20 protein-coding genes are annotated in these 26,393 nt (G+C 46.9%); 19 read left to right on the forward strand and 1 reads right to left on the reverse strand.

Annotated features, from left to right (window positions below; translation table 11 throughout):
* Positions 1–58: 58 nt before the first annotated feature.
* Entirely contained in the window at positions 59–3,475 is a 3,417-nt protein-coding gene (locus ACRQU7_RS04520) for a glycoside hydrolase family 3 protein (RefSeq protein ID WP_444644057.1), read from the reverse strand.
* Between the two features lie 339 nt (positions 3,476–3,814).
* Between ACRQU7_RS04520 and ACRQU7_RS04525 the strand changes: the two genes are divergently transcribed.
* The 19 genes from ACRQU7_RS04525 (at position 3,815) to ACRQU7_RS04615 (ending at position 26,324) form a co-directional block, all read left to right on the forward strand.
* On the forward strand, positions 3,815–5,026 hold the full coding sequence (locus ACRQU7_RS04525) for an ROK family protein (protein ID WP_444644059.1): 1,212 nt from the start codon (positions 3,815–3,817) through the stop codon (positions 5,024–5,026).
* Positions 5,027–5,646: 620 nt separating this feature from the next.
* The gene (locus ACRQU7_RS04530; protein ID WP_444644061.1) at positions 5,647–7,677 is read left to right on the forward strand and encodes a BglG family transcription antiterminator; all 2,031 of its coding nucleotides are present in this window, start codon (positions 5,647–5,649) and stop codon (positions 7,675–7,677) included.
* 14 nt (positions 7,678–7,691) lie between these two features.
* Positions 7,692–8,318: a bifunctional 4-hydroxy-2-oxoglutarate aldolase/2-dehydro-3-deoxy-phosphogluconate aldolase gene (locus ACRQU7_RS04535; RefSeq protein ID WP_444644063.1), complete on the forward strand. Its 627-nt coding sequence runs from the start codon at positions 7,692–7,694 to the stop codon at positions 8,316–8,318.
* A gap of 13 nt (positions 8,319–8,331) precedes the next feature.
* Complete coding sequence (locus ACRQU7_RS04540) at positions 8,332–8,778, forward strand: PTS sugar transporter subunit IIA (RefSeq protein ID WP_444644065.1); 447 nt, start codon at positions 8,332–8,334, stop codon at positions 8,776–8,778.
* 69 nt (positions 8,779–8,847) lie between these two features.
* Entirely contained in the window at positions 8,848–9,129 is a 282-nt protein-coding gene (locus ACRQU7_RS04545; RefSeq protein ID WP_444644067.1) for a PTS sugar transporter subunit IIB, read from the forward strand.
* A gap of 141 nt (positions 9,130–9,270) precedes the next feature.
* Positions 9,271–10,638 carry a PTS transporter subunit IIC gene (locus ACRQU7_RS04550; protein ID WP_038322777.1) on the forward strand — a complete coding sequence of 456 codons (1,368 nt, stop codon included), beginning with the start codon at positions 9,271–9,273 and terminating at the stop codon, positions 10,636–10,638.
* Positions 10,635–11,780 carry a galactonate dehydratase gene (gene dgoD, locus ACRQU7_RS04555; RefSeq protein WP_038322779.1) on the forward strand — a complete coding sequence of 382 codons (1,146 nt, stop codon included), beginning with the start codon at positions 10,635–10,637 and terminating at the stop codon, positions 11,778–11,780. Before ACRQU7_RS04550 ends, dgoD begins: the two co-directional genes overlap by 4 nt.
* A 77-nt stretch (positions 11,781–11,857) precedes the next feature.
* Positions 11,858–12,115, forward strand: a complete 258-nt coding sequence (locus tag ACRQU7_RS04560; RefSeq protein ID WP_038322780.1) for an HPr family phosphocarrier protein — start codon at positions 11,858–11,860, stop codon at positions 12,113–12,115.
* Positions 12,116–12,609: 494 nt separating this feature from the next.
* A complete protein-coding gene (locus ACRQU7_RS04565) occupies positions 12,610–13,770 on the forward strand; it encodes a PucR family transcriptional regulator (protein ID WP_444644070.1) in 1,161 nt (386 codons plus the stop codon).
* 460 nt (positions 13,771–14,230) lie between these two features.
* Positions 14,231–15,481: an ABC transporter substrate-binding protein gene (locus tag ACRQU7_RS04570; protein ID WP_444644072.1), complete on the forward strand. Its 1,251-nt coding sequence runs from the start codon at positions 14,231–14,233 to the stop codon at positions 15,479–15,481.
* Between the two features lie 189 nt (positions 15,482–15,670).
* Positions 15,671–16,426 carry an ABC transporter ATP-binding protein gene (locus ACRQU7_RS04575; protein ID WP_141828148.1) on the forward strand — a complete coding sequence of 252 codons (756 nt, stop codon included), beginning with the start codon at positions 15,671–15,673 and terminating at the stop codon, positions 16,424–16,426.
* The gene (locus tag ACRQU7_RS04580; RefSeq protein ID WP_444644075.1) at positions 16,419–17,126 is read left to right on the forward strand and encodes an ABC transporter ATP-binding protein; all 708 of its coding nucleotides are present in this window, start codon (positions 16,419–16,421) and stop codon (positions 17,124–17,126) included. The genes ACRQU7_RS04575 and ACRQU7_RS04580 overlap by 8 nt, the downstream gene beginning before the upstream one ends.
* 11 nt (positions 17,127–17,137) lie before the next feature.
* Positions 17,138–18,007 (forward strand): branched-chain amino acid ABC transporter permease, encoded by an 870-nt coding sequence (locus ACRQU7_RS04585; protein WP_038322787.1) that lies wholly within the window; start codon positions 17,138–17,140, stop codon positions 18,005–18,007.
* Between the two features lie 17 nt (positions 18,008–18,024).
* The gene (locus tag ACRQU7_RS04590) at positions 18,025–19,062 is read left to right on the forward strand and encodes a branched-chain amino acid ABC transporter permease (RefSeq protein WP_444644077.1); all 1,038 of its coding nucleotides are present in this window, start codon (positions 18,025–18,027) and stop codon (positions 19,060–19,062) included.
* 85 nt (positions 19,063–19,147) lie between these two features.
* A complete protein-coding gene (locus ACRQU7_RS04595; protein ID WP_444644079.1) occupies positions 19,148–20,500 on the forward strand; it encodes an aspartate aminotransferase family protein in 1,353 nt (450 codons plus the stop codon).
* A 28-nt stretch (positions 20,501–20,528) separates the two neighbouring features.
* A complete protein-coding gene (locus ACRQU7_RS04600) occupies positions 20,529–21,179 on the forward strand; it encodes a cytidylate kinase-like family protein (RefSeq protein WP_444644081.1) in 651 nt (216 codons plus the stop codon).
* Entirely contained in the window at positions 21,176–22,288 is a 1,113-nt protein-coding gene (locus tag ACRQU7_RS04605) for a 4-hydroxybutyrate dehydrogenase (RefSeq protein WP_444644083.1), read from the forward strand. The genes ACRQU7_RS04600 and ACRQU7_RS04605 overlap by 4 nt, the downstream gene beginning before the upstream one ends.
* Positions 22,289–22,333: 45 nt before the next feature.
* The gene (locus ACRQU7_RS04610) at positions 22,334–23,962 is read left to right on the forward strand and encodes an amidohydrolase (RefSeq protein ID WP_444644085.1); all 1,629 of its coding nucleotides are present in this window, start codon (positions 22,334–22,336) and stop codon (positions 23,960–23,962) included.
* Between the two features lie 709 nt (positions 23,963–24,671).
* Entirely contained in the window at positions 24,672–26,324 is a 1,653-nt protein-coding gene (locus ACRQU7_RS04615; protein ID WP_038322794.1) for a peptide ABC transporter substrate-binding protein, read from the forward strand.
* Positions 26,325–26,393: the final 69 nt, after the last annotated feature.

Here is a 26,393-nt window from a genome sequence, read left to right on the forward strand (position 1 = left end):
CCTCCGATGTTAGTATCATCGGAGGGGTGAGTATTAGTTTAAATAAGCTTTTAATATTTTACGCTATTGTTACGACTGTAACGGGTTTCTTCTCGGAATTAATATAGAATCCAGAAGATCCCCCCACTCTGCCGGCCGGGATAATCCTGAAGAAATAATCGTTCCCAGAAGACTTAATAAATTCCACGCTGAATACGCCCGCCGTTCCGGGAGTTAGGGTTGGACGGGAACCGGCCGTAAGCTTTATGACATAGGAAGCGCCGGATTTTATTTTAAACGGAAGAGTTGTGTCGCTTTTTATTGTGGAAACCGGAGTCTCAACAGTTGCGACGAAGAGTTTAATGCCGTCCAAATAGATACCGGCCTGCGTACCAGGCTGACCAATCGGAATCAGCTTAACAAAATAATCCTTTCCATTGGTTGTCGTCAGCTGAGCCTCGAAAACGCCCGGAGTCCCCACGACGACCTTTGGCGGCTGACCATTCTCGCTGGTAAGCTTAACGGTGTAGCTGCCCTTCACACGAACATCGGTTGTCGTATCGGTGATGAAGGTACCCATACTGGTTGTTATTAAAGATCCGGTTATTGCTGAACCGGTAGAGGGAGCTGAACCCGTTCCGGAAGTTTTGGTTCCGCTTGAATGATGTCCAGAACTATTATCACTTCCATTCGAGGATGAAATAGTGGATTTCTGTATTTGGACAAAGTTTTCGAGTTTAAACTGAGCGGAATAAGAAGTGATTTTTATATTTGGGAACATCTTTTTGAATTGAATAGATTGCATGATAATTCTGAGGTCGTTGATCGCTCTATTCTGGACATCGCCCAGATAAATGGATGAAATTCTTGGATGACCTTCATATTCTATCTTCCCAGTTGCCATATTTCTATGCCAAACATACTTGTCAGCTGAAAAAGGCTCATTTATGGTGTGGCCTTCTTGTAAGGTCGGGACAAAGTCATTCCAATTTTCTCTGGTAGCACTCCAGTTTGAGCCCTTCGTAATATTAATTGTACCATCAGCATTAAACTTTGGAGGAGTATAATCAAACGGGGCTGGATTTACGGACTTTTGTATTTCTAATCTGTCTGCAGCGCTACCAGGCATTAAGACATCCACTCCGGCATGCATGGCTTTTCCCCGATCCATCGGAGAACCCCAGTCGGTCATAACAAGACCTTTGTATTTCCATTCATCCCGTAAGATGTTGGTCAGTAGGTCTCTGCTTTGCGCAGCATATTCACCATTAATCTGGTTTAACGATGTCATAATTGCCATCGGCTGCGCAGATTTTACTGAAATTTCAAATGCTTTGAGGTAGATTTCACGGATTGCTCTTTCAGATGCAACACTGTCTTGGTTGAGGCGATTGACCTCTTGGTTATTTAAAGCAAAGTGCTTTATAGTAACACCAATGCCCGGGTGCGACTGAACGCCAAGCGTCTCCCAAGCGCCACACAAACCCGATATTAGCGGATCTTCCGAATAATATTCGAAATTGCGTCCGCCCAAAGGGTTTCTGTGAATATTCAGTGCTGGAGCCAGCCACAGCGTGGAACCATATTCCAGCATCTCCGTACCGATAGCTTTTCCTATATTTTTTAGTAGATCAACATCCCAAGTCATAGCCAAAAGAGTACCTACAGGCCAAGCGGTACAATACTGATAATAATTGACGCCGCTGTCGGTATATGACTGAGTGATTCTTATCCCCGCAGGTCCATCGGTAAGAACAATATTGGGGACTTTATATTTACCAAATAGAACGGAGGTAGTTTCACCTGCTCCGCCTTTCACGCTGTTTGCCTGGGCGCCGATATTGTCACCGGAAAGTGATTTGCTGTTACTTCCGGTCGTTATTGCTACAAGATTCTCCAGAGATAGCTGAGCAACAAATTCCTGCATGTTAACTTTTCCGTCGTATACATCTTTTAAAGTCAAACTATTGTTTTTGGGGACCGTTTTAGTTACTTCATAATCTTCGCAGGAATGTTCGCTGGAATCCTTAACCTGTCCGGTCGGCAGATAGCTTGTAACGGATTGTTCTGTTTCGGAATTGTCGATGGTTACAATATCTTCTGCTTTTAATAAAAGAACTTTCGCGGAAGCTATTTCTGCATTTTCTGTCAAATAGGAATAAGGTTCAATCCCATTGGAGGTGATTTCTTCTAATGCGGAGTCTTTAACCATTAACTGATTGCTTAGTTGCTCCGTTGTTGCATTATCGTCCAGACGAAGGATTGCTTTCGCATGCGTATTTCTTGACGAATTACCGATGCGGATGATATAGTCACCTTTTTCCATGATATAAGACGCAGAATCTTCATCATAAGAGGACATATCTGTTGTTTCGTAAGTAATTGTCAAAGTCTGTTTTTGTCCAGGAGCTAATAAATCAGTTTTTGCGTAACCGGCAAGTTCTTGGTATGGCTTCTCAAGGGACCCATTCGGTGCTGAGAAATAAACCTGAACAACTTCTTTGCCTGAATATGTAGTGCCCGTATTTGTAACCGTAGCTTTAACTGTAACTTTCTTTTCATCTGCTGTAACAGAGTCTGTATTAATATTGAATGTGGTATAAGACTTGCCATAGCCGAATTCATAAGCTGGGGCAACATTGAAAGTATCAAAATAGCGATAGCCGACATAGATGCCGTCGTCATAATATTCATAGTCGGTATCGGCATCATTTGTGCTGAAACTTTCCGCAGATGGGTAATCACTGTAATTTTTTGCCCAGGTATCAGATAATTTACCCGATGGTGTTATACTCCCGGTCAGAATATCCGCGACAGCATTTCCACCTTCCATTCCGGGCTGAGAAATTAACACCATAGCATCCAATCCGGAAATTTCAGTAAAGAACTTTGTATCAATGATTCCGCCAACATTTAACAAAATAATTACATTTTTAAAATTGCTACCTAATTTGGTTATATTTGCTGTTTCGTTTTCGCTTATCTGATAATCGCCATTAGTATTTGTTCGGTCTCCTCCCTCCCCGGAAATCCTTGATATCACATAAATAGCCGTATCTGTTGTTTTAGATAAATTAAGTTGTTCATCTGTAATAGCTATATCCGGTAAGGAGGTCGCCTTTCCAAGAGCGGCATCATAAGCATCTAGCCATGCGTTGGAAGTAATTTCATAACCAGCATTTTTAAATCCCTTATCAATTGAAATTACATACCTTTGATTTACATCGCCGGAGCCGGTCCCCCCCTTGACGGTGTGGCGGGCACCACTTCCGAATAGAGCTATTTTCCTAGTTTTGGAAGCGATCGGTAAAACGTTGTCTTTGTTTTCCAGTAGAACCATTCCCTGTGCAGCTGCCTGCCTAGACAGCTCTGCGTTCGTCTTTTCCCGGTCCGACACTTCGTTCGACGTACTTGCCGCATTTACACCGATACACATCCCCATTACCAGCGTCAACACAAGCAGAAGCGCACATGCGGATTTTGAAACCCTTTTCATACTCTCTACCTCTTTCGCAATTATATTTTCCTCCAATACTGAACCGCTGTGTTTACACCTCCTTATTGGGTTTTATTCTTAAAGATGCTTTCACGGTCGAATACATCTTAGAACAAACAGTTGAATCATTTTCGATAATCCATTCAATTTATAATTTCATTCAATTTATCATTACGATAATTAAAACAAAATTTATTATAAATGTCAATAAAATATGGTTGTATTATATATAAAATTTCTACTCAATATCTACAAATTTCTTTATTATACTTCTGTGATATAATAATAGTATTGGCCGCGTGTATTATTCAAACTATAATAAGAGAAATGGGCGATAATATGGAACGAAAAAAAAGTTTTAATCAGGAAAAAATACAAATTGTCAACCGTTGTCTGGTTATTGACTTCATTCGGCAACAAAAAATATGTTCCAGATCCACTCTTGCCTGCCTGTCCGGATTAAAACAGACAACGATTACAAACATAATCAATGAACTGATGGATTGCGGACTGGTAGTAGAAACGGGTTTGATGAGTGGCAGTAGGGGAAGAAGATCCATCGGCCTGAAGCTGAACGATGACAAATATAAAGTTGTTGGCGTACGGATGACCAGATCCGTTTTTTATGTTGGTCTTTTCGGTTTGTCCGGTCAGATATATCGTAAGAAAAAATATGCTGTTTCCCATGGGGAAAATGTTGAAGTCACCATTGCCCGGATTCGCTCTGCGATTCAAATGACACTGGATGAAAACAGGGATTGCACGATTCTTTCTGCCGCAATGGCGATTCCAGGACCTTACCGGGAAGACATAGATCGTCTGCTTTTCGTCACGGAATTGCCGGGATGGCAGAACTATCCTATCAAAGAAGCTCTGACAAAGGATTTGGAAATCCCCCTGTACCTTGTCAACGATGCGGACGCAAGCGCTTTTTCGCAATACTGGTACCGGAATAAGAGATATCTATTATACGTTTTGGCCGGTCAGGGGATTGGAAGCGGACTGGTGGTTGACGGAAGGCTTGCACGCGGCAGTACTGGCCTTGGTGGCGAATTCGGCCATACAACGATTAATTTTAATGGACCAAAGTGCCCGTGCGGAAATCATGGATGTATTGAAAAATACTGTTCCCTGTTGGTTTTGTATGAAAATATTAGAAACCGTCTGAGAACAAAAGAACCGTCCTGCCTCTCCATTGACGATATCACTACAGAGACAATTTCTGAGGCCGTGAAGAACGGAGATCCTGTAGCCTGTGAGGAATACAGAAAAGTATGTTCCCTGCTGTCAATTGGAATTGTAAATCTAGTCAACCAATTTAACCCCGAGATCATTGTGCTTGGAGATGAGTTAACACAAATAGAGCCTGATTTACTGCTGTCCATTGTCAATGATAAAATACAGCAGTGTACTCAGCTTTTGGTACAGAAAGACTTAACTGTAGAAATCAATCCGCTTTCCGAAAGCCCCGCCCTGTTGGGGGCGGGGGCTATTGCCGCACAGCATATTATTGATGATCCATCTTGCATAATTAATCAAGTGATGCGTTGATTTGTGCCTGAAAGCTGGGACGGCTTTTAATTCAACGTTGAAAGGAAAAGAAATTTCTTCAATCGAAGTATCATTACAAAATTCATGATTAAAAGCCAGGAATTCTGGCTCTCATTTATCAGAGAGTGCAGAAATTCTGGCTTTTTCTTTGTCTGACCACAGCCGATAAAACGTGGCTTTTATCCTTTGCCTTCGATTACTTCCTACGATCACATCGGTTTATAGTCATCACCATTCGGGAGAGCTTTTTTGATTCTGCTGCACTGTAAAATGCATTTCATGAGGAACTTTTTGGCGTATAATTCCACACTAGGACAGGCAAAGTTTTCTTATCATGTTGTTTGAATTTTATCCTATTTAAAAGAATAAATTGTGAGCAGCATTCCGATTTTGCTGCGCTAATCGAACAATTTCTTTCAAATGAATAGAAGAATTCTCAACTTTTCTTTCGTTTTTTAGGGTTTATACTAAAAATGTAGTAAAGAGGGCGGAATGCGAAAGCCAATAGGGTGATCTATCCATGCCGGAAACGCCTACGGAAAGAAAGGCGGGTGATTTTCATTAATCGAAGAGCGATTGACATCCTGACAGATATTGCATTGAAAAAGAAGCATTACAATTTGTCTACTCTGTCGGAGAAGGAAAACAGGACGGAGCGTACCGTTCGTACGGACCTCGGCGTTATCAACGACTACCTTGTGCGCAGCAGTTTTCCGGAAATCACGGTTCAGAAGGACGGTCTGTTCGATCTGAAGGCGGAGCTGTTTTCGGTTCAGGAACTGATTTCCCATATCGATTTTTACGATTATGCGATTTCCCGTAAAGAACGGCTCCGGATCTCTTCTCTTTTGCTGATCTGTCATGCCGATTTCATTACACTGCAGCAGGTGGCCGTTTTTATGAATGTTTCGCGTTCGACGGTCGCGAATGATCTGGAGGCGCTGCATGAGAGCCTCGATGTCAGTGGGCTGGTGCTGTCTTCGCACCCGAACAGGGGCGTCCGGGTCATCGGGGATGAGAAGAAAGTCCGGCTTTTGTTTTTCCGGCTAATGCGGGAGGATCCGTTGCTTGTCAGAATTTTTTTCAATCAGGGCAGTGTGGAGCAGTTCCTGCCTGCCCTCGGAAAAAGTCTGGACGACACGATGCTGGTCATCCGCAAGCTGATTACGGAATCCGAAAATCTGCACACCGTTTTTCTTTCAGAGGATTCCTTCACACAGATCCAGTATATCCTTCTTTTCTCCGTGCTCAGGACGAAAAACGGTAATTTTCTGAGCGGACCGGACTCTCTGCCGGAACAGAAAGACCGGAGGCGGGTCGCGATTCATTTATATAAAAACATCATCCAGTATTTTCAGTTGAATTACAGCCCTGGCGAGCTGCGGTTGCTCAATGAACAGATGGCGCGTCTGCATTACATTGAAAGACAGGCGGACAATTCCAATATCGTGGAAGTGCAGACCATCACCAGAAAATTCATCGAAGCTGTTTCGGGCTCACTGGCAGTTAATCTCAACACGGATTACAGTCTGTTCGAAGGTCTTTCCAACCATTTGGGCTCGGCCTTTGAACGGGACCAGAATTTACCGGATTTTCCCGAGGGACATGATATTTCGGAGGAATATCCGCAGGTTCGGGATGTGATCGACGAGCATGCGCATATCATTCAAAAATATATCAATCGGAACCTGTCGAATACCGAAAAGGAATATATCGCGGTCTATTTGTGCGCAGCCATCGAAAAAATGCACAATATCACGGGCATCAACGTCGTGCTGATCTGTAATAGCGGGATCGGAACCTCCCAGCTGCTGAAGGTGCGCATCAAAAAGCTGTTTACCTTTAACATCGTGGGAGTCATCACCTCCTACGAACTGGGCAAGGTCCGGCGCGGCGAGGTGGACCTGATTATCTCCACAGTGCCCGTCCGGAACAGCCCCGTGGACAGCGTGACTGTAACGCCGCTCCTGAACGACGAGGATTATATGAAGATCGGCCGGAAAATAGAACAAATCAAGAACCGGGGCACGCCGGTGGACCGGAGCGGCCGCAGCATATCGTTCAGCAGTCCAAAGGAAATTATGGAGAAGATTTCCCCGTATCTGAGTAGCAACAAAGAACTGGAGCGGGCAGTCGCGGATACCGTACAGGAGTATTTCAGAAAGATCCCGTCGGGTTTTCACCGGGAATGCATGCTGTCCGACTTCCTGACGCAGGATTTTATTCGGCTTGACGTGGACTGCACGGACTGGCGGGATGCTGTGCGGCAGGCGGGCGGCATTCTGCTGGAGCATGAATACATTACCGCCAACTACATTGAGAGCATGATCCAAAATGTAGAGAGAAACGGCCCCTATATTGTCATTTCGCCGGGCTTTGCACTACCTCACAGCGGCAAGGACGACGGGGTCAGGAAGGTAGGCATGAGTCTGATCCGCTTAAAACAGCCCGTTTGCTTCGACGTGGGTATTCTGGACCCTGTCCAGCTTGTCTGCTGCCTTTGTGCAATCAACAATACGACTCACCTGAATGCGTTGTTCCATCTCGTCAATCTGCTCGCCGTCAGCCGGTTCAAGCAGGACTTGCTGCATGCGGAGACGGCGGAAGAAGCTTCGGAAGTGATTGCAGGCTATGAATACAACCTGACCTGACGAAAGGAGAAGATATGTCTATTTTAAAAGATTTTCCGAAAATAACTATTATCATGCGGGGAAGCCCGTATGACCAGGTTCGCTGCGTGGCTGAGGCCATGAAAAAGACCGGCACGCGCTCCGTTGAGATTTCCATGACCTCTTCGGACGCGCTGGAGATCATCAAAAAGATTTCGGAGGAATTCGACGGAGACCTTCTGGTGGGCGCCGGTACTGTGCGCAACATGACAGACGCTGTCGGCGCTGTCCGCACGAAGGCCAAATTCCTCCTGTCCCCCGTCATCATGGAGCGGGAAATGATTGAATATGCCCATGAAAACAATGTGCTTGCGATTCCCGGAGCCTTCAGTCCGAGCGAAATTTACCAAATGTATTTGTCCGGCGCCGATATCGTCAAGATTTTCCCGGTCAGCACGCTGGAACTTGGATACAGTAAAGCCGTCAAGGCCCCGCTCGGCAACATCCTGCTGATGGGAGTCGGTGGCGTAGGGTTTTCCAACGCTGCGTCACTGCTGAAAAATGGGATCGACTACCTTGGAATCGGCAGCAAGATGTTTGGGAAAGAGGATATCATTGCGGGGAATGTCGCCAATCTGGCGCAGAGAATTGAAAAATACAAACAAGCAATTGGAGTGGTCTGACTTGGAGAAAATTGTGATAACCCCAGAGGATGTCTATATCCATCTGAAATGCAAGACTAGGGAGGAGGTGCTGAGCTTCCTCACTGGTCGGCTCGTTGAAGATAAACGGGTGCAAAAGGAATATGTGCAGGCGATTCTGGACCGAGAGCGCCAGTATCCGACGGGCCTTTACACCGGAGACATCAGCGTGGCCATGCCGCACGCTGACTACAGGCTGGTCAATGAGTCCGCTATTATTATCGGCGTTCTGGATGCGCCGGTGACGTTCCGCCAGATGAGTGACCCCGACGCGGAGGTGGCGGTTTCTGTAGTGATTCTGCTGGCCCTGAAGGATCCCCACGGGCACACCGATGTTCTGAAACGGGTCACGGACCTGATACAGGAACAGGGCGCCCTGAAGAAAATCACGGAAGCCGCCTACCGCAAAGATATTTACGGTATTATCAGCAAATATTTCTGACCGCATCTTTGCGGTGAAATAATTACGGCCGACGCCGTAAACGCCGGCCAAACGAAAGGAATGTCGAGAATGAAAAAAGTTTTGGTTGCCTGCGGCAACGGAATCGCGACCTCTACCATCGCCGCCGTCAAAATCAAAGAGGCGTGCGAGGAGAAGAAAATTCCTGTTGCGATTACACAGTGCAAAATTCTGGAGGTCCCCTCCAAGGCGGAGGATTATGATCTGATCGTCACCACGGGGAAATTTCAGGACCCATCCATTAAAATTCCGATTTTCAGCGCGATTTCCCTGCTGACCGGAATCGGTGCGAAAGAGAGCATTGAGAAGATCACGGATTTTCTGAGCAAATAAAGCAAAGTCCGCCGGCATTAGGACCCGGCGGCGGATTCCGGGCGTGGACGGCCGACGCGGCCGCCCTTCCGCGGGATTCCATTACAGGAGCCATCGGGATTTACATACAGTATGGCTTCCAATTTGGCAGGAGGAAAAATTATGAATCAAGTTCTTCAGGCAACCTACGTTGCTTTCCGCGCTTTGATGGGCGCGGGCGCAGTTGTCATTCTACCGATTATTATCACCATTGTCGGCCTGATTGTCCGACTGAAATTTTCAAAGGCTTTGAAAGCTGGCCTGACGGTCGGCATCGGCTTCGCCGGTATCAATCTGGTAATCAACCTGTTGTCTACCAACCTGGGCCCGGCAGCCAAAGCAATGGTCCAGAATTTCGGAATCAAGCTGGATATTCTGGATGTCGGCTGGGGTGCCATCGCGGCGGTGACGTGGTCGTCGCCAATCATTCCGATCCTGATCGGCGTGATCTTTCTGACGAATATCTTGCTGTTGGTGCTGAAGGCATCCGATACTCTGGACGTTGATATCTGGAATTACCACCACATGGCGATCGTCGGTGTCATGGTCTATTTTGTGACAAACAACCTGATTTACGCCTCGTTAGCCGCCCTGTTTATGGCGATCATAACCTTCAAGCTGTCGGACTGGTCTGCGCCGCTGGTTGAAAAGTATTTCGGACTGCCCAGCATTTCGCTTCCGACAATGTCTGCGTTGTCCTCTCTGCTGATTGCGGTCCCGATGAATTGGCTGCTGGACAAAATCCCCGGCGTCAACAAGATTAACTTTTCCATCAAGGATGCGCAGAAAAAATTCGGCATTTTCGGTGAACCGATCATGCTGGGCTTTATCCTCGGTGCCGTTATCGGTTTGCTGGCGCGCTATCCCGTCGACAAGGTGCTGTCGCTGGCCGTTTACATGGCCGCGGTTCTGGTGCTGATCCCGAAGATGACCGCGCTGTTCGTGGAAGGCTTGATGCCGATTTCCGAAGCGGCGACCAAATTCACCCAGGAACGCTTCAAGGGCAGAAAGTTCCTGATTGGGCTTGACGCCGCCGTTATTGTCGGCGACCAGTCCGTCATCACCACCGCGCTGATCGTCACGCCTATCACCATCCTGATGGCTGCGGTCCTGCCCGGGAACAGGGTGCTGCCGTTCGCGGATCTCGCCGTCATCACGTTCCGCGTAGCGATGATTGTCGCATTGTGCAACGGGAATCTGTTCAAGAGCATCATCATGGGCATTTTTACCACGGGCGCCATCCTGCTTGCCGGTACTGCCACCTCTCCGGTTCTGACCGCGCTTGCAAAATCCACGGGCCTCAATCTTGCGAACGGATCGCAAATTTCCTGTTTTGCCGCGACCAGCCTGTCGGTAAGCTATCTTGTCTATGAAGTGTTCGTCTCCAACGTAATGATTACTCTGCCGATCCTGATCGTGGTGCTTGCAGCCTGTTGGTACTACTTCGGGCATGTCAGGAAGTTAAAAGGAATTATGGAGGAAGCTTCATGAAAATCAGTGCGGTCAAAGTTTATACTGTTAAACCAAGATGGATCTTTATCAAAATTTCGACGGACGAGGGCATTGAAGGCTGGGGCGAAATGATCTCCGGTACCAAGACGAAGACCGTTGTTGCCGGAGCCTATGAAATCGGCAATACGCTGATCGGCCGCAACCCGTTCGCTATCGAAGGTATCTGGGAGGAACTGTACAAGTCGTTCTTCCGGGGCGGTCCGATCAATTCCACCATTGTGTCCGGCATCGAAATGGCTTTGTGGGACATCAAGGGCAAGGCGCTGAATGTGCCCGTTTATGAGCTTCTGGGCGGCGCGGCAAGGGATAAGATCAAGGTCTACTCTTGGATAGGAGGAGATCATCCGCATGACGTGGTAGCAAACGCGCAGGAGCGTATTGACGCCGGATTCGACTCGGTCAAGATGAATGCGACTTCGGAACTGCATTATATCGATTCCTTCAAAAAAATTCAGGAGGTTCTCGACCGCGTCGGTTCGCTGCGTGACAAATTCGGATATGATCTCGGGATCGGCATCGATTTTCACGGTAGAGTCCACAAGCCAATGGCCAAGGTGCTTGCAAAAGAGCTGGAGCCCTACCGGTTGATGTTCCTGGAAGAGGTCGTGCTGCCGGAAAACGAAGAAGCCTTCCGGGAAGTGGCGCTGCATACCTCCACACCATTGGCAACCGGCGAGCGCCTGAATTCCCGTTGGGCATTCAAAAACCTGTTTCGCGAAGGCGTCATCGACATTGTGCAGCCGGATGTCGCGCTGGTCGGTGGAATTCTGGAAACGAAAAAGATCGCGGCGATGGCCGAAGGCTTTGACATGGCCGCCGCACCGCATGCGCCTTACGGCCCGATCGCACTGGCCGCGACTCTGCAGGTAGATGCCTGCACCCCGAACGTGTTCATCCAGGAGCAATCCCTCGGTATCCACTACAACCAGGATTATGATCTGCTTGACTTTGTGAAGAACAAGAAAATCTTTCAATACAGGGATGGATATGTCGGGCTGCCAACGAAGCCGGGCCTTGGCATCGAGTTGGACGAAGAAAAAATTAAGAAGGTTTCCATGGACGAACTGGTCTGGACGAACCCGAAATGGAAGAACTACGACGGTACTTTCGCAGAGTGGTAACCGTACTTCTCGTGTCAATATTTTGAAAGGAGCGCATGATCGGCATGTGTCCCATCTTTTCGGTCATGTAACATACCATGAAGGAATTCACCTATAAAGTCACGGATCCCGAAGGATTCCATGCCCGCCCGGCGGGCCAGCTTGTCAAATTTGCGCAGAGCCTCAATTCCGACGTAACCGTTTCGCTGGATGGCAGAAAGGCTGACGCGAGGAAAATTTTTGCAATCATGGGCCTGTGCGTCAAACAGGACAACGTTATCACCATATCGGTATCCGGTGGCAGCGAGGAGGCAAACGCCGCTTCCCTGAAGGTTTTTCTAGAGAAAAGCGTCTAGGCTGTCAACACTGGAATTTGTGGAGCGGAAAATGCTGACGGGATATTGTTTTCTATAGCCACACTAACGCCGGTGGCCCGGCCGAACACCGACTCTGAGGTAATCTTTATCATCGGCAGGTCTGCCGCAGATCTTTAATTTATGGATCAATCTGAAAATTGAACATGCAATAACGTATTGCATAATGCGACGGACTTAGAAAGTACAAAAAACGTCTTAAAGTGGCTTTTGACAGCCCATTTAAGACGTTTTTTTGCTTAGGATGTTTACCGTTTCTTCGACAAAGCGATCCTTTACCTTATTGGATGCAGAAATGCCGATAAGATTTACTGAAAAAGCGATGTCCTTTTTCGTTATCTTTTATCTTTCTAAGGTAAAATTGTGATATACTAATCTATTATGTCCAAGCCTTAGCGGAATGAAAATCTGCCGATTGCCGGGTGTGGTTAAGGTGAGAAGCTCCTCCGCTCTTCATGGTTTAAAGGAGGCGCATTATGGCCGTTTTACTGGGAAAATTATATTCCGAAATCGGCCCGAAGTATCAGCTCAAACTGATTGCGGGAAAAGAAGGAATCTTTAATTTAGTGGATTGGGTCCAGATTGTTGAAAACAGCAACCTGATTCCTTTCCAGAGACAGAATGAGCTGGTTATTTCAACCGGCGTTGCGAACCATGACGAAGAAGGTTTGATATCTTTTTGCAAACAGCTATATGATAGGAACATAAGCGGGTTGATTATTAATATTGGACCTTATATAAAAAATATATCTCCCAGAATCATTCAATACTGCAATAAAGTAGGGTTTCCGCTTTTCGTCTTACCATGGGAAGTCCGTCTTGTTGATATCATGCATGATATGGGCCGCTCCATTTTGAAGAGAGAGCAGATTGAAGACAACCTGTCCGAAGCAGTTCAGAATGCTATTTTTTCACCGAAGGAACAGGACGTATACAAAAAAATACTGGCCAGAAACGGCTTTGGAGAGGAAACCAGATATTGTCTGATCGCTTTGGCCCTGCAGGCTGGCATGAAAGAGAAAATAGAATATTATATCAATCTGGTGACCGGTAAGCTCATCGAGAATTTAAATAGGGTCAATGCTTCCTTTATCCTTTTTACAAGGGATAAACATATCTATATGGTCTCTGCAAATTATAGTGAAGGAGAAATTGACTTAATCAAACAGAGTCTTCAGAAGCTTCAAAAGACGTATTCGAAACAATTTCAGCTGAATGCGGTTTTTTCCCCGAGAAATTTACCCGTTGAATCTCTGAGCGATTACTATAAACGGCTGAACGCAATGCTGAAGCTGGCCGTCGGCAAGAACCGGGAAATGACGGAATATGACGAGGAAGTTATTTACAAACTGATTCTGGCAGTCGGTTCACAGAATGAAATCAAAGACTTTCACAAAAATACCTATGGCCGGCTTGCCGAATATGACAAAGCGAACCATACAAATTGCTGCGAACTGTTAAAGCAGTATTTTAAAATGAATGGAAGTATTCAGAAACTGGCCGACTTAAACTTTGTCCATAGAAACACAATTAATTACCAATTGAGAAAAATTGAAAAAATATGTAATATAAATTTGGAAAACTGGGAGGACAGGCTAAAAATTCATCTGAGTATTTTTATGGATGATCTTTTATGAATTGTGCATGTGCACAAAATAATTCGCAATTGTGTTCGTTGACAATCCGGATATGATCTGCTATAATCGTCCTAACATAAGACACATACACTAAATTTACAAATTGAGGGCAAAGAAGCTATTCCTTAACGGGAGTTTCCTTGCCTTTTTTTTATTCATTAAAGTCTGCATATTTATTCAATTTAGAAAGAATTTACAGCAATTCCATTTCAGTTTGCAAGACAAACTTGTTGCAGAATCAACTGGAAATTCTGTAAGCAACAGAAAACAGAAATTATAATATTGGGAACTGTCGAGCACGGTTAAAAGCAAAGGGGCTTTATTCATCCGGATAAAGCCCCTTTTGCTTTTTTGATTTTTCTGTCAGCACATTTTCAGCTTGAAATAGAAGCAGAGAATTCTTTGCTTTTATCATACACAGAACTTCAAAAACTCAACCATCTCTAAGGGGGAAAGAACAGTGAAAAGAAAACTCATATCTATTTTGTTGGCAGTGACACTGTCCGTAAGCTTAGGTGCGTGCGGTCAAACAAATGGTACGACTTCCTCGTCGGCGAACAATGCGGCCGGCAACGGTTCAAGCGGTGATACGATTAAAATTGGTGTATCCGGCCCTACGTCGGGAACAAGTGCCGAATCAGGCGTTGCAATTAATACCGGCATTCAGATGGCGATTGATGACGTGAATAAAGCGGGCGGCATTCAGGTTGACGGTGCCAAGAAGCAGGTGAAAGCGATTTTCTACGACAGCCAGACGAATACAGCGACGGGACTTTCCAACTGTCAGAAACTGGTTTCCGTGGATAATGTCGATTTTCTGTGGGCCGATACGATCAACAGCTCCGTTGGCATTGCGGCGATGGAAGTCGCCAAAACCACCGATATCTGTGTTGCGACTCTGGAATGCGTAAGTACCGAAATCTCAAAAAAATATGTTTCCGATCCGAACAGCTACAAAAATTTCTTCAAATTTGAGTTTAACAGCGAAGCGTATGGCAACGCGATCGCAAATTCGATCATAGACATGGCCAAATCTGGAAAACTGAATGCCGGCGATAAAAAAGTAGCTTTGCTCGGAGAAGATTCCGATTACGGCCGGTCCAATCTGGGCGCCTGCAAAGAATTGCTGACACAGGCGGGCTATACGATCGACTCTGAAGATTATGTGCCCATGGATACAACTGATTTCTACTCGGTATTGAGCAATATTAAAAATAAGAAAAGCGATCTTCTGGTCTCCTGCTTTACTTCCACCGCCGCAGGGGCCGCGCTTGTAAAGCAATATCAGGAAAACGGCATCGAGTCTACTCACTTCGCGATTTATTATCCGTCTCAGAAGGAATTTGTCAGTCAGGTCGGTGACCTGGCGAACGGTTTGTATTGGACTCCGTTTTTGATCAATGAAGAGGATAAAGGAATTCAGGAATTTGCGGAAAAACTCAAGGCGCATAACGGAGACAAGGTGAATCTCGACAATATTCAGGGCTACGATATGATGATGAAAGTGCTGAAGGCAATGGAAAAGGCCGGAACCACAAAAGGGGAGCAATTGTCGCAGGCATTGCTGAGCCTTGATTACAAAGGATACTCGGGAACCTACTCGTTCGATCCTGAGACCCACACGGGCAAAGACGGCGCGGACTTCATTCCGATCAAAATCTGCAAGATCGAAAGCGGAAGCAATAAAGTCGTGTGGCCCTCACAGGGATAATTTATTAATAGAATATTTTGACCGGCGCTGCTTGAAAAGAGCATGTTTTCCAAGGAAGATATGCTCTTTCGGCGGCGGAAGGGCTTGACAGCGAACTTGTTCAGCCTGTATGGGACTTGTGTGATGCGGCTTTAAAGTGTTGTGGGACGGCGCCCAATGCTGACACATGATATGGGAAGAGAGGACAAAATGGCAGAAAATATGATATTAAGCGTTCGCAATATAACAATGAAATTTGACAGTTTTATGGCCCTCAATGACATTTCATTTGATTTGGAGAAAGGCAGTATCTTAGGAATTATCGGTCCGAACGGCGCGGGAAAAACGACGCTGTTCAACACCATCACGGGATATTACCAGACTTATTCCGGAAAGATTCTTTTCAATGGAACATCGGTGCGGGGCATGCGCCCGGACAAACGGTGCTGCATGGGGATCGCCAGAACTTTCCAGATTACAAAACCGTTTGAAAATATTTCTATTCTTGGAAACGTCATGGTGGGCGCTTATTATGGCAAAAGCCTGAAAAAGAAAAGCTCTATCAAGGACTGTGAAAAAGAAGCTTATGATCTGATAGAAAAGGTCGGGCTTTCGGATAAAATCAATGATCCGGCCGGCAGCCTCAACGTATCCCAGAGAAAAAAGCTGGAGCTGGCCAGGGCGTTAAGCACGGAGCCCGAGCTGCTGCTGCTGGATGAAGTCGTCGGCGGATTGAATCCGACGGAGGTCGTCGATATGATGGAGATCATCAAAAGCATCAATCGATCCGGAGTCAGCATTTTGATGATCGAGCATGTTATGAAAGCGGTCATGGGCGTTTCCCACAGGATTCTGGTCCTGAACCACGGAGAAAAGCTCGCGGAAGGCGAACCGGCGGAGATCATAAAAAATCCCGATGTGATCAGCGCTTATCTGGGGAATAAGAGGGAGGTCAAGCATGCTTAAGATCGACCATTTAAACGCTTTTTACGACGATGTACAGGTGTTGTACGATATCAGTCTGGAAGTGCGGGATGGCGAAATCGTCACCATTTTGGGCTCTAACGGGGCAGGCAAAACGACATTGATGAAAACAATCTGCGGCGTCATCAAAAATCGCTCCGGAAGCATCGAGCTGAACGGCGAGAATATCATGGCGGTTCCGGCCTACCGGCTTGTTTCCAAAGGAATCGCGCTGATACCGGAAGGCAGGCATCTTTTCCCGGAGCTGACCGTAAAAGAAAACATACTGCTCGGGGCGTACACAAAGAAGGGAAAAGTTGCCGAAAGCGAATCCTTCACGCAGATTATGGATATGTTTCCGCGGCTGAAAGAGCGTTTGAATCAGCTCGCGGGCACCATGTCGGGCGGGGAACAGCAAATGTGCGCCATTGCGCGAGCGCTGATTTCCGACCCGAAGTTTCTTATGCTGGATGAGCCGTCCTTAGGCTTGGCCCCCAATATTGTCGACCTTGTTTTCGACATCATCGGTAAAATCAATAAGGAAAAAAACATCACAGTTCTTATCGTGGAACAAAATGCCAATATGGCTCTGCAGTCGGCCGATCGGGCATATGTTATGGAAACCGGCGAAATCAAGATGTCGGGGAACGCCCATGAGATGCTGGAGTCCCCCGAAATACAAAAACTGTATCTCGGGCTGTAAGGGGTGACATTATGACAAATTTTTTACAGAATTTAATCAACGGACTGGTCGCAGGTTCCTATTACGCGGTTCTGGGGATGGGGCTGACCATCATTTGGGGCGTTTTAAAGATTATCAATGTGGCCCACGGCGATTTCTATATGCTGGGCGCTTATATGTTATATACCTTTTTAACCATGGTTGGAGTTCCCGTAATCCCCGCCGTCATGATTGCCGTTCTCGTCGCCGCCGTTCTGGCAATGATTCTGGAGCGCGCAATCCTTACGCCGGCTTTGACACGGGACAGCATGGGAAATTCCCCCTTTGTCATTACGCTCGGGATGTCCATTCTGCTGCAGAATTTCGTACAGCTGATTTACGGCGAAAGATATAAAAGCGTTCCCTATTTTAACGACGCCATTATCAAATTTCTGGGCGTTACCCTGGCGGCACAGCGGATTATCGTTGTGATCGTCGCGTTTCTTGCTATGTTCGCCGCCATGCTTTTCATCCGGAAAACAAGATTTGGCTGGGCGATTTCGGCGACCTCCCAGAACACCTTCGCCGCGACCCTGATGGGAATCGACACAAAAAAGATTTATATGTATACGTTTGGATTAGCTGCCGGGATGACGGCGCTGTCCGGCGGCCTGCTCGCTCCGATTTACGGGATCAACCCCTGGATGGGCGCCAGCATTCAGCTGAAATCCTTTGTGGTCTGCGTCATTGGGGGGTTCGGAAATATCGGCGGTTCCATCGTAGCCGGACTCCTGCTGGGATTGATTGAAAGCTTTGCGGTACAGTATATCGGAACGGACTGGCAGAATGTTCTGGCCTACAGCCTGCTGATTCTCATGTTCTGGTTTAAGCCGAATGGACTTTTTGAAAAGAAGGGACATTAAATATGAGAGAAACAATCATGAAACTATTTGATCATAAAAAGTCCAAAAGGAATGTTTCCGTCGCGTTTTTTCTGGTGCTGCTCATTTTGCCGGTCTTGATCCGTCTGGTTTGTGACAACAGCCAGCAGAACTATTTCCTGAACATTTTTATCATGTGCTTTTATTGGGCGGCGCTTACTTCCTCCTGGAACCTGGTGGCGGGCTATCTTGGAATTTTCAGCATGGCCCATCAGGTTTTTTTCGGGATCGGCGCGTATGCCACGGCAATGTTCGGCCTGTACGCCGGGACATCCCCCTGGCTGGGTTTTCTGATCGGCGGCGTTTGCGCGGCGTTAGTCAGTGTCATTATTGCCGTTCCTTGCCTTCGGCTGAAAAAAGCGCCTTATATTATCATAGCCACCATGGTTTTGGCGGAAATCGTCAGGCTTGTCTTTACGAACCTTAAGACCTGGACCAGAGGCTCCAGCGGCTTTTGGCAGATCCGTTCGTATGAAAATATCTCCGGAGTCGACTTCAGCGGCATGGATAAAATCCCTTATTATTATTTGATCCTCCTTATTTTCGCGGTAATTGTAGGCGCCTGCGCTTACATCGTAAAATCTCCGACGGGTCTGGCCATGGAAGCCATTCGCGAATCGCAGGAAGCGGCGGAGGCAATCGGAGTAAATATCGCCAGGACCAAAATCAAGGTTTTTGTTGTCAGCGCGTTCATGGCTGGCGTAGTTGGCGCTTTTTATGCGCACTATATGAAAATCCTGACCCCGGACGCCATGTTCGGTCAGAATCTGATGACGGAATTTATCGCGATGAGCCTATTCGGCGGCACAGGGATTATCAGCGGCCCCATTTTCGGCGCTTTCTTTATTACCATTTTAATGGAATCCTTAAAATCCCTTGCCAATTATAAGCTGTTTATTTACGCCGGTATTTTAATTCTGGTAATGATCTTTCTACCAGGCGGAGTTTTAAACAGCAAATCGGAATTTACCAGCGGCACCAATAAGCTGAAAAAACGATTCAATAGAAAATCCGGCAAAGCGGTCGGAACAAAGTGACGACCGCTGCCAAAAGATTACCGCAGGTTTCGACGTTTTACAAAACGCCTGGAATAAATGATATCTATTTTATGGAGGAATCGAAATGCTGAAAGATGAGCTGCCAAAGATTATTACAAAAACCGTGCCGGGTGAAAAATCCGAAGCTTTGATCGCAAGGCGGGAAAAAGCGACGCCCGGAGCGATCCGATGTGTTTACCCCTGCGCAATGAAACGGGCACAGGGCGCCATCATAGAGGACATGGACGGAAACTTTTTTCTAGACTGGATCGGCGGCGTGGGCGTGCTGAATATCGGCCACTGCCATCCGGAAGTGGTCGAGGCCGTCAGGGAACAGGCCGGAAAATATTTTCATGGAATGTTTAATATTGTAACGCATGAAGGCTATGTCGCTTTGGCGGAGAAGATGAATGAAATCGTTCCCGTAAGGGGCGCGGTCAAAAAGACCTTCTTTGCCAACAGCGGCGCCGAAGCGGATGAAAATGCGGTAAAAATTGCGAAAGCCTATACGAAGAGGCCCAATATCATCGTTTTTTCGGGTGCATTCCACGGCAGGACGATGCTGACGATGGCCATGACATCAAAGAAATCATACGCGCTGGGAATGGGCCCTTTCCCGGACGGTGTTTATCGCGCCGACTTCCCCTATCTGTACAGATGCCCGGGCAATATGACGGAAGCCGAAGCAATTGATTACTATATCGGAAAAATCTACAGAGTGTTTGAAGAGGCTTCGCCCGCCGATCAGGTCGCCGCTGTTGTGGTCGAACCCCTGCAGGGAGAAGGCGGTTTTATTCCCGCGCCGATCGAATGGGTGAAAGCGCTCCGCAAAATCTGCGATGAAAAAGGCATCCTTCTGGTCGCGGACGAGGTTCAGTCGGGCTTTGGGCGTACGGGTAAAATGTTTGCAAGCTGCTACTGGAAAGAAGCGGGCTGCGAGCCGGACATCATTACCTCCGCGAAATCAATTGCCGGCGGCGTGCCGCTGAGCGCGATCATCGCCCGTACGGAAATTCTGGACGCGGTTCCGGCCGGTGTGATCGGCGGAACCTTCGGCGGGAACGCGCTTGCCTGTGCCGCGGCCCTGAAGGTGATCGAAGTCATGGAAAGGGATCATCTGTGCGAACGTTCTGTGGAAATCGGCGATAAGATCCGGACGGCGTTCAACAACTGGAAGGAAAAATACGCGGTGGTCGGGGACATCAGAGGGCTTGGCGGCATGGTCGGAATTGAGTTTGTCAAGGACAGGAAAACAAAGGAGCCCAACGCTCCGCTTGTTTCAGCCCTGATCAAGGAATGTGCGGCTCACGGCCTGCTGATTGAAAACGCGGGTACCTATGGAAATGTCGTCCGCTTTTTGGCTCCGCTCGTAATAACGGATGCACAGCTGGATGCGGGACTTACGATTCTGGAAGACGCGATACAAAAGTGTATGTGACGAAACCGTATGAAAAGGGGTTAATACTATGAGAAATTATGTGATTACAATAGCGAGAGGCTTCGGCAGCGGCGGAAAAGATATTGCAACCATGCTTTCTCAGGATCTGGGCATTCCGGTTTATGAGAAGCAGATCCTTCAGATGGCCTCTGAGGTGAGCGGGATTGCGGAAGGCTTGTTTTACGATGTCGACGAAAAATTAAAGGGCAGCTATCTCACCAATATGCTGAAAAAAGTCCCCTTTTCCACTGTGGCCGAACCAAGCGAGAAGGATTTTATTTCGGACGTCAATCTGTTCAACATTCAGGCGGAAATTATCCGCAATCTTGCAAATACGGAATCCTGCGTGATTATCGGAAAATGCGCCGATTACCTTTTGAGGAATTACGAAAATGTCATCAGCGTGTATGTGGAAGCTCCAAGAGAGGACTGCGTCAAGTCCATTGTGAGCAAGCTCCGGGTCGATGAGGACGAGGCAAACCAGATGATACACAGGACCGACAAATATCGCGCGGAGTATTATAAATATTACACCGGCGGCGGTAATTGGACCAATCCGATCAATTACGACATGACCTTAAACAGCGCCAGAATAGGGCGGAAAAAATGTGTGGAGCTGATTAAGGACTATATTAAAATTAAGCTCGATACCGGGAAAGAGCAGGGTATACAGTCATGAAGCAGCTTTTTATCAGGCCAACCATCTACAAATATTCTACCTGCGCAGAGTTTATAGAGGAGTTCAAAATCGGGCGGGGCGATCTGCTCATTACGAACGGATATATCTACAAGCCCTTTCTGGCGGCGCTGAACTTGCAGTGCGACGTGCTCCTGAAAGAGAAATATGGCGCGGGCGAGCCGTCCGATGAGATGGCCGAAGCCATATACAGGGATATCGGGAGCGGCTATAAGTGTATTATTGCGGTTGGGGGCGGTTCCGTTATTGATCTTTCCAAACTGTTTGCGCTCAGGGACGTATCGCCCGTTCTGGACCTTTTCGACGGGAAGCTGCCCCTTGTAAAAGACAAGGAACTGGTGATCGTACCGGCGACCTGTGGTACCGGAAGCGAAGTTACCAATATCTCTATTCTTGCACTCAACAGCCGGGGTACCAAAAAGGGCCTGGCCGCGGACGAATTGTACGCGGACAGCGCCGTACTGATTCCGGAATTGCTGAACAGTCTTCCCTTTCGGTATTTTTCAACCAGTTCGATCGACGCGCTGGTTCATGCGGTTGAATCCGCCCTCTCACCGAAAGCGACGGACGCGACAAAAATGTTCAGCTATAAAGCCATTGATATGATTTTAAGAGGTTACAGGGAAATCCGGGATAAGGGACCCGATGCAAGGACCCCGCTGCTCGATGATTTTCTGACGGCAAGCAATTACGCCGGTATCGCGTTTGGTAATGCGGGCTGTGCGGCGGTGCACGCGTTAAGCTACCCGTTGGGCGCAATCTATCACGTTCCTCACGGCGAGGCCAATTACGCCATGTTCACCGGTGTGCTGAAAAATTACATGGAACTGAAAAGCGACGGGGAAATCGCGGTGCTCAATCAGTTCCTTGCGGATATTTTAGGCTGCGGTGCCGGTCATGTCTTTGAGGAGCTGGAAAAGCTGCTGGATATCCTGATTCCGAAAAAGGCCCTTCATGAATATGGGGTGACGGAACAAAACCTGGAAGAGTTTACCGACTCGGTCATGCGAAACCAAGGCCGTTTGATGGCAAATAACTTTGTGGCGCTCAATCAGGAAAGGGTTTACAAAATTTATAAGGAACTGTATTAAGGGCTTTAGGAGGTTCCCGATAACGGAGATGAAGGAGGCAGTATCATGAGTAAAATTTTATTGTATAACGGTGAAGTCATTACCGTAAATGCGAAAGATGAAATCGCCCAAGCGGTCCTGATCGAAGGAAACAAAATTCAATTCGTTGGGTCCGATGAAGAAGCGTTCAAGCGATGCGATGAATCGACACAAAAAATCGATGTGAAAGGAAATACCGTTCTGCCGGGATTTATCGAAACACATATCCATACGGCTTCCAGAGTCGTTCTGACCAAGGGAATTGATTTGTCCCGAAAGTCCGGTATCCTGAATATTGAGGATCTTCTGAGCCGTATCAAAGAAAACGTGGCCGCCCTGGAAAAGGGGGAATGGCTGCTGTGCCACGGCCTGACTTTTGAAAATCTGGAGGAACAGCGTTGGCCGACCAGATGGGAAATCGACCGCGTTTCTCCGGACAATCCGGTAGCGATCACTCATTCCAGCGGGCACACCGGCCTGTATAATACGAAGGCTTTTGAGCTTTGCCATGTCCTGGACGGCCAAATCGGCTATCCGGACGAACATGTAATAAAGGATGAAAACAACATCCCGAACGGAGTCATGAAAGAAGTAGGTCATTTCAAGATCCTGGATGTTATCGATCAATTTATTCCCGTCACGGAAGAAAAGCTCGTTCAAACTCTGGCGGAATCGTCAAAGCTTATGAACAGCGTCGGTATCACAACGGCTCACGATGCGGGCGCAACGGGGACTACGACAATCCGGGCCATGCAGAAAGCGGTGAAATCGGGAAAGCTTACCGTCAGGATGTACCCCATGCTGTTTACCCTGATGGGAAAGGATTTAAACATCGATTTTGTAAACGCCCAGATTCAGTCCGGGTTTCTTACCGGCTTTGGCGACGAGTATATGAAAATCGGGCCGGTCAAGATCATGGTCGACGGATCGGGGGCGTCCGGGACCTGTGCGACACGGCAGCCACTGAGCCATAACGGCAAGACGATGCCGCCTTCCATGACGCAGGAGGAAGTGGACGACATCGTCGTAAGGGCGCATCGGGCGGGCTTTCAGATCGCTGCGCACTGTATCGGCGATAAAGGCGTCGAGATGATTCTGGATGCTTATGAAAAAGCGCAGAAAGAATTTCCGCGTGAAAACTGCAGACACAGAATCGAACATTGCATGATTGCAGAACCGGATCTGTTGGAACGCATCAGGCAATTGGAGGTCATCCCAACGTTCAATCCCGCATTCATCAATCTCTGGGGCGTTTCCTTCAATAAGTATTATCAGGGAAGCCGTCAGGAATACCTGATTCCCATACGCAGTGCGATCGACAGAGGGATTGTCTGCACGGCGGCGTCCGACTGGGAGTGCATCCCGGATATCCGGCCCATTCAGGGAATTGCATCCGCGATGGACAGGACGGTCTATGCAAACGGAGAAAAGGTAGCGGAAAACCAGGCGATTTCCCTGATGGAAGCGATTTGCTGCTATACCTATTCCGCGGCGTACGCTGGGTTTGACGAAGATATCAAAGGAAGCCTTGAAGCGGGGAAACTGGCCGATATGGTTGTCCTGGACGGCAGGATCACAGAGAAAACACCGCGTGAAATCAGTAAAATGTCGGTGGTGAAAACGATTTTTGACGGCAGGGTCGTTTATGAAGGTTAATCATTAAAAGCCAGGGATTCCAGCTCTCGTCTATCGGAGAGCATAGGAATCCCTGGCTTTTTCTTTGTGTGCTGTTCAGACGTTTGTGACGGGACTTTAACCACGATCGAAAACCATTCATTTAAGTTACAAGCAAAGTCGCGACTTTTGGCTCGCGCGCATATTTATCCGTCTTGCAGTAGCCTGATTTTTGCATATTTAGAAGACTGAACTTTTATAATCAAACCCGATTTATATTAAGAAATATATTGATGAAGCTCATCTTTTGTGCAATTTAATATAAAAATTATTCAAAATTCCACAGAAAAGAAAGAAGAACCGAAAAAGAAGGAATGAAATTTGACTTCTATCTGTGATTTTAAATTTTGATTCATTTTTTGTAAATTGTATAGTGGATTTGTAATAAATTAGAGAAATATTTTAATTTTGTAAAGCTTTTATTGACTTTACTGCTTTGAAGTGGTAACATCTAAATTATAATAATTCATTTGAGTTTGGCAAAGATGTCAAATCGGCATAAAGCCATTTTGACGTTTTTGCTAATTTATTATTCAAATATTATAAAATGAAAGTTTTTAAAATATTTGATTGCATCAAAGATTTTTACAACTTTTCATCTTCACTAAGTCAGTTTGCCCGATTGTGCAGTTACGGGGCGGCTGGTTTATGAAAATATTTGTCCAGCATCAATTTTTATGAGGTGATTAGTATGAAAAAGTTAATTGCAGCACTCCTATCCGCTGCGCTCATCCTGTCTGCGGCAGCGGGCTGCGGCTCGTTTACCGGCAAGTCAGGCGGTACAACAGCCAGTCAAACAAATTCCGGAGAGACAAAGTCAACATCAGTCAATATTTATCTGGAAAATGAGATCCCGACCCTGAACCAGTTTGCCGCTTCCGATAATATTGCGTTTAATGTCTTGAATAATATTTCGGAAGGCCTTTACCGGCTTGATATGAACAATGAGCCGCAGCCGGCTATGGCAAAGGACTGCAAAATCTCGGACGATAAGCTTACCTATACCTTTACGCTTCGCGATGGCTTAAAGTTCAGCAACGGTGACGCTATTACCTCTAAAACTTTTAAGGACACATGGATTAAGCAAATGGCTGCCGATACTCCGAACAACTATGCATTTATTATGACTGACTATATTGTAAATGCTCAGGAGTATTCCGAAAAGAAGGCTACAGCTGACCAGATCGGAATCCAGACCCCGGACGACAAGACTCTGGTTGTAAAGCTGAAGGCGCCGACGCCTTACTTCCTCTCTCTTACAACCTTCGTTCCTTACTATGCAGTCGACATGAGTTTCTTCGACGAACAGGGCAAAGATTATGCGGTTGGAAAAGATAATTTGGTTTATTCCGGCCCTTACATGATTTCTCAGTATGACGCCGCTGCAGGTGTGGAACTGGTAAAAAATCCGAACTACTGGGATGCTGCAAATGTTAAAGTTGATACGGTCAGTATTAAAATCATCAAAGAACAAAGCACGGCGCTCAATCTTTACAAAGCCGGTCAGCTGAGCCGTGTACAGCTTGCCTCAACCGATGTTCCGGCTTACAAGGACAACCAGGAATTTAAGACGCACTCAATCTTCCGTACCAACTTCATACAGTTTAATACTACGGCTGAGGGAACTAAAAATCTCAACATCCGCAAAGCACTCAGCCTTGCGATCGATAATGACACGCTTATGTCCACCATCCTGAACAACGGTTCCGAAGCGGCAAACGGTGTTGTGCCGAAGGCAATGAGCAGCGGCGTGGCCGGAAAGACCTTCGGCTCCATGCAGGGAACTCTGAAGTCTTATGACGCAGCCAAGGCGAAAGAGTACTGGGCAAAGGGCGTTGCCGAATTGGGTGGAAAGGCTCCGCAGCTTACTCTTGTTCTGGATGATAACACCGAAAACAAAGATGTCGGCACCTATCTGCAGAGCCAGTTTAGATCCGTACTCGGCATCGATGTAAAACTGGATTCCAAAACGAAGGAAGCCAGAAGAGATCTGATGAAGGCCGGCACCTATCAAATGGGCCTCAACGCCTGGGGCGCCGACTACAATGACCCGATGACCTACCTGCAGATTTGGACAGAAAACAAGAACGCGTTCCGCGGAAACTTTAAAGATACCGATGCGGCCAACGATTACGCGAAATTGATTCAGAGTGCGCATGGCGAAAAGGATAACGCAAAACGTGCCGATCTGTTGGTACAGGCGGAAAAGAGCCTGATTACAGACAATGCGGTCGTTGCTCCTCTGTATTACATGGGTTCCGCCTATCTTATTAAATCCAACGTTTCCAATCTGATTGAACCCAACAGTGGTATTCTGGAATTGAAATACGTTACTGTACAATAAAATCGGCTTAGGCATTCCGATAAGGCTGTTGCCATGCAACAGCCTTACCTGTTATAAAATCACAATCCG

It is taken from the genome of Caproiciproducens puteiluti (genome assembly GCF_052442865.1).
Lineage (GTDB): Bacteria > Bacillota > Clostridia > Oscillospirales > Acutalibacteraceae > Caproiciproducens.

Coding starts and splice junctions, on each gene's coding strand:
- ACRQU7_RS04600 (WP_444644081.1), top strand. CDS start 20,529: ATGAGAAATTATGTGATTACAATAGCGAGAGGCTTCGGCAGCGGCGGA.
- ACRQU7_RS04595 (WP_444644079.1), top strand. CDS start 19,148: ATGCTGAAAGATGAGCTGCCAAAGATTATTACAAAAACCGTGCCGGGT.
- ACRQU7_RS04615 (WP_038322794.1), top strand. CDS start 24,672: ATGAAAAAGTTAATTGCAGCACTCCTATCCGCTGCGCTCATCCTGTCT.
- ACRQU7_RS04545 (WP_444644067.1), top strand. CDS start 8,848: ATGAAAAAAGTTTTGGTTGCCTGCGGCAACGGAATCGCGACCTCTACC.
- ACRQU7_RS04560 (WP_038322780.1), top strand. CDS start 11,858: ATGAAGGAATTCACCTATAAAGTCACGGATCCCGAAGGATTCCATGCC.
- ACRQU7_RS04520 (WP_444644057.1), bottom strand. CDS start 3,475: ATGAAAAGGGTTTCAAAATCCGCATGTGCGCTTCTGCTTGTGTTGACG.
- ACRQU7_RS04575 (WP_141828148.1), top strand. CDS start 15,671: ATGGCAGAAAATATGATATTAAGCGTTCGCAATATAACAATGAAATTT.
- ACRQU7_RS04535 (WP_444644063.1), top strand. CDS start 7,692: ATGTCTATTTTAAAAGATTTTCCGAAAATAACTATTATCATGCGGGGA.
- ACRQU7_RS04585 (WP_038322787.1), top strand. CDS start 17,138: ATGACAAATTTTTTACAGAATTTAATCAACGGACTGGTCGCAGGTTCC.
- ACRQU7_RS04580 (WP_444644075.1), top strand. CDS start 16,419: ATGCTTAAGATCGACCATTTAAACGCTTTTTACGACGATGTACAGGTG.
- ACRQU7_RS04525 (WP_444644059.1), top strand. CDS start 3,815: ATGGAACGAAAAAAAAGTTTTAATCAGGAAAAAATACAAATTGTCAAC.
- dgoD (WP_038322779.1), top strand. CDS start 10,635: ATGAAAATCAGTGCGGTCAAAGTTTATACTGTTAAACCAAGATGGATC.
- ACRQU7_RS04565 (WP_444644070.1), top strand. CDS start 12,610: ATGGCCGTTTTACTGGGAAAATTATATTCCGAAATCGGCCCGAAGTAT.
- ACRQU7_RS04610 (WP_444644085.1), top strand. CDS start 22,334: ATGAGTAAAATTTTATTGTATAACGGTGAAGTCATTACCGTAAATGCG.
- ACRQU7_RS04605 (WP_444644083.1), top strand. CDS start 21,176: ATGAAGCAGCTTTTTATCAGGCCAACCATCTACAAATATTCTACCTGC.
- ACRQU7_RS04590 (WP_444644077.1), top strand. CDS start 18,025: ATGAAACTATTTGATCATAAAAAGTCCAAAAGGAATGTTTCCGTCGCG.
- ACRQU7_RS04550 (WP_038322777.1), top strand. CDS start 9,271: ATGAATCAAGTTCTTCAGGCAACCTACGTTGCTTTCCGCGCTTTGATG.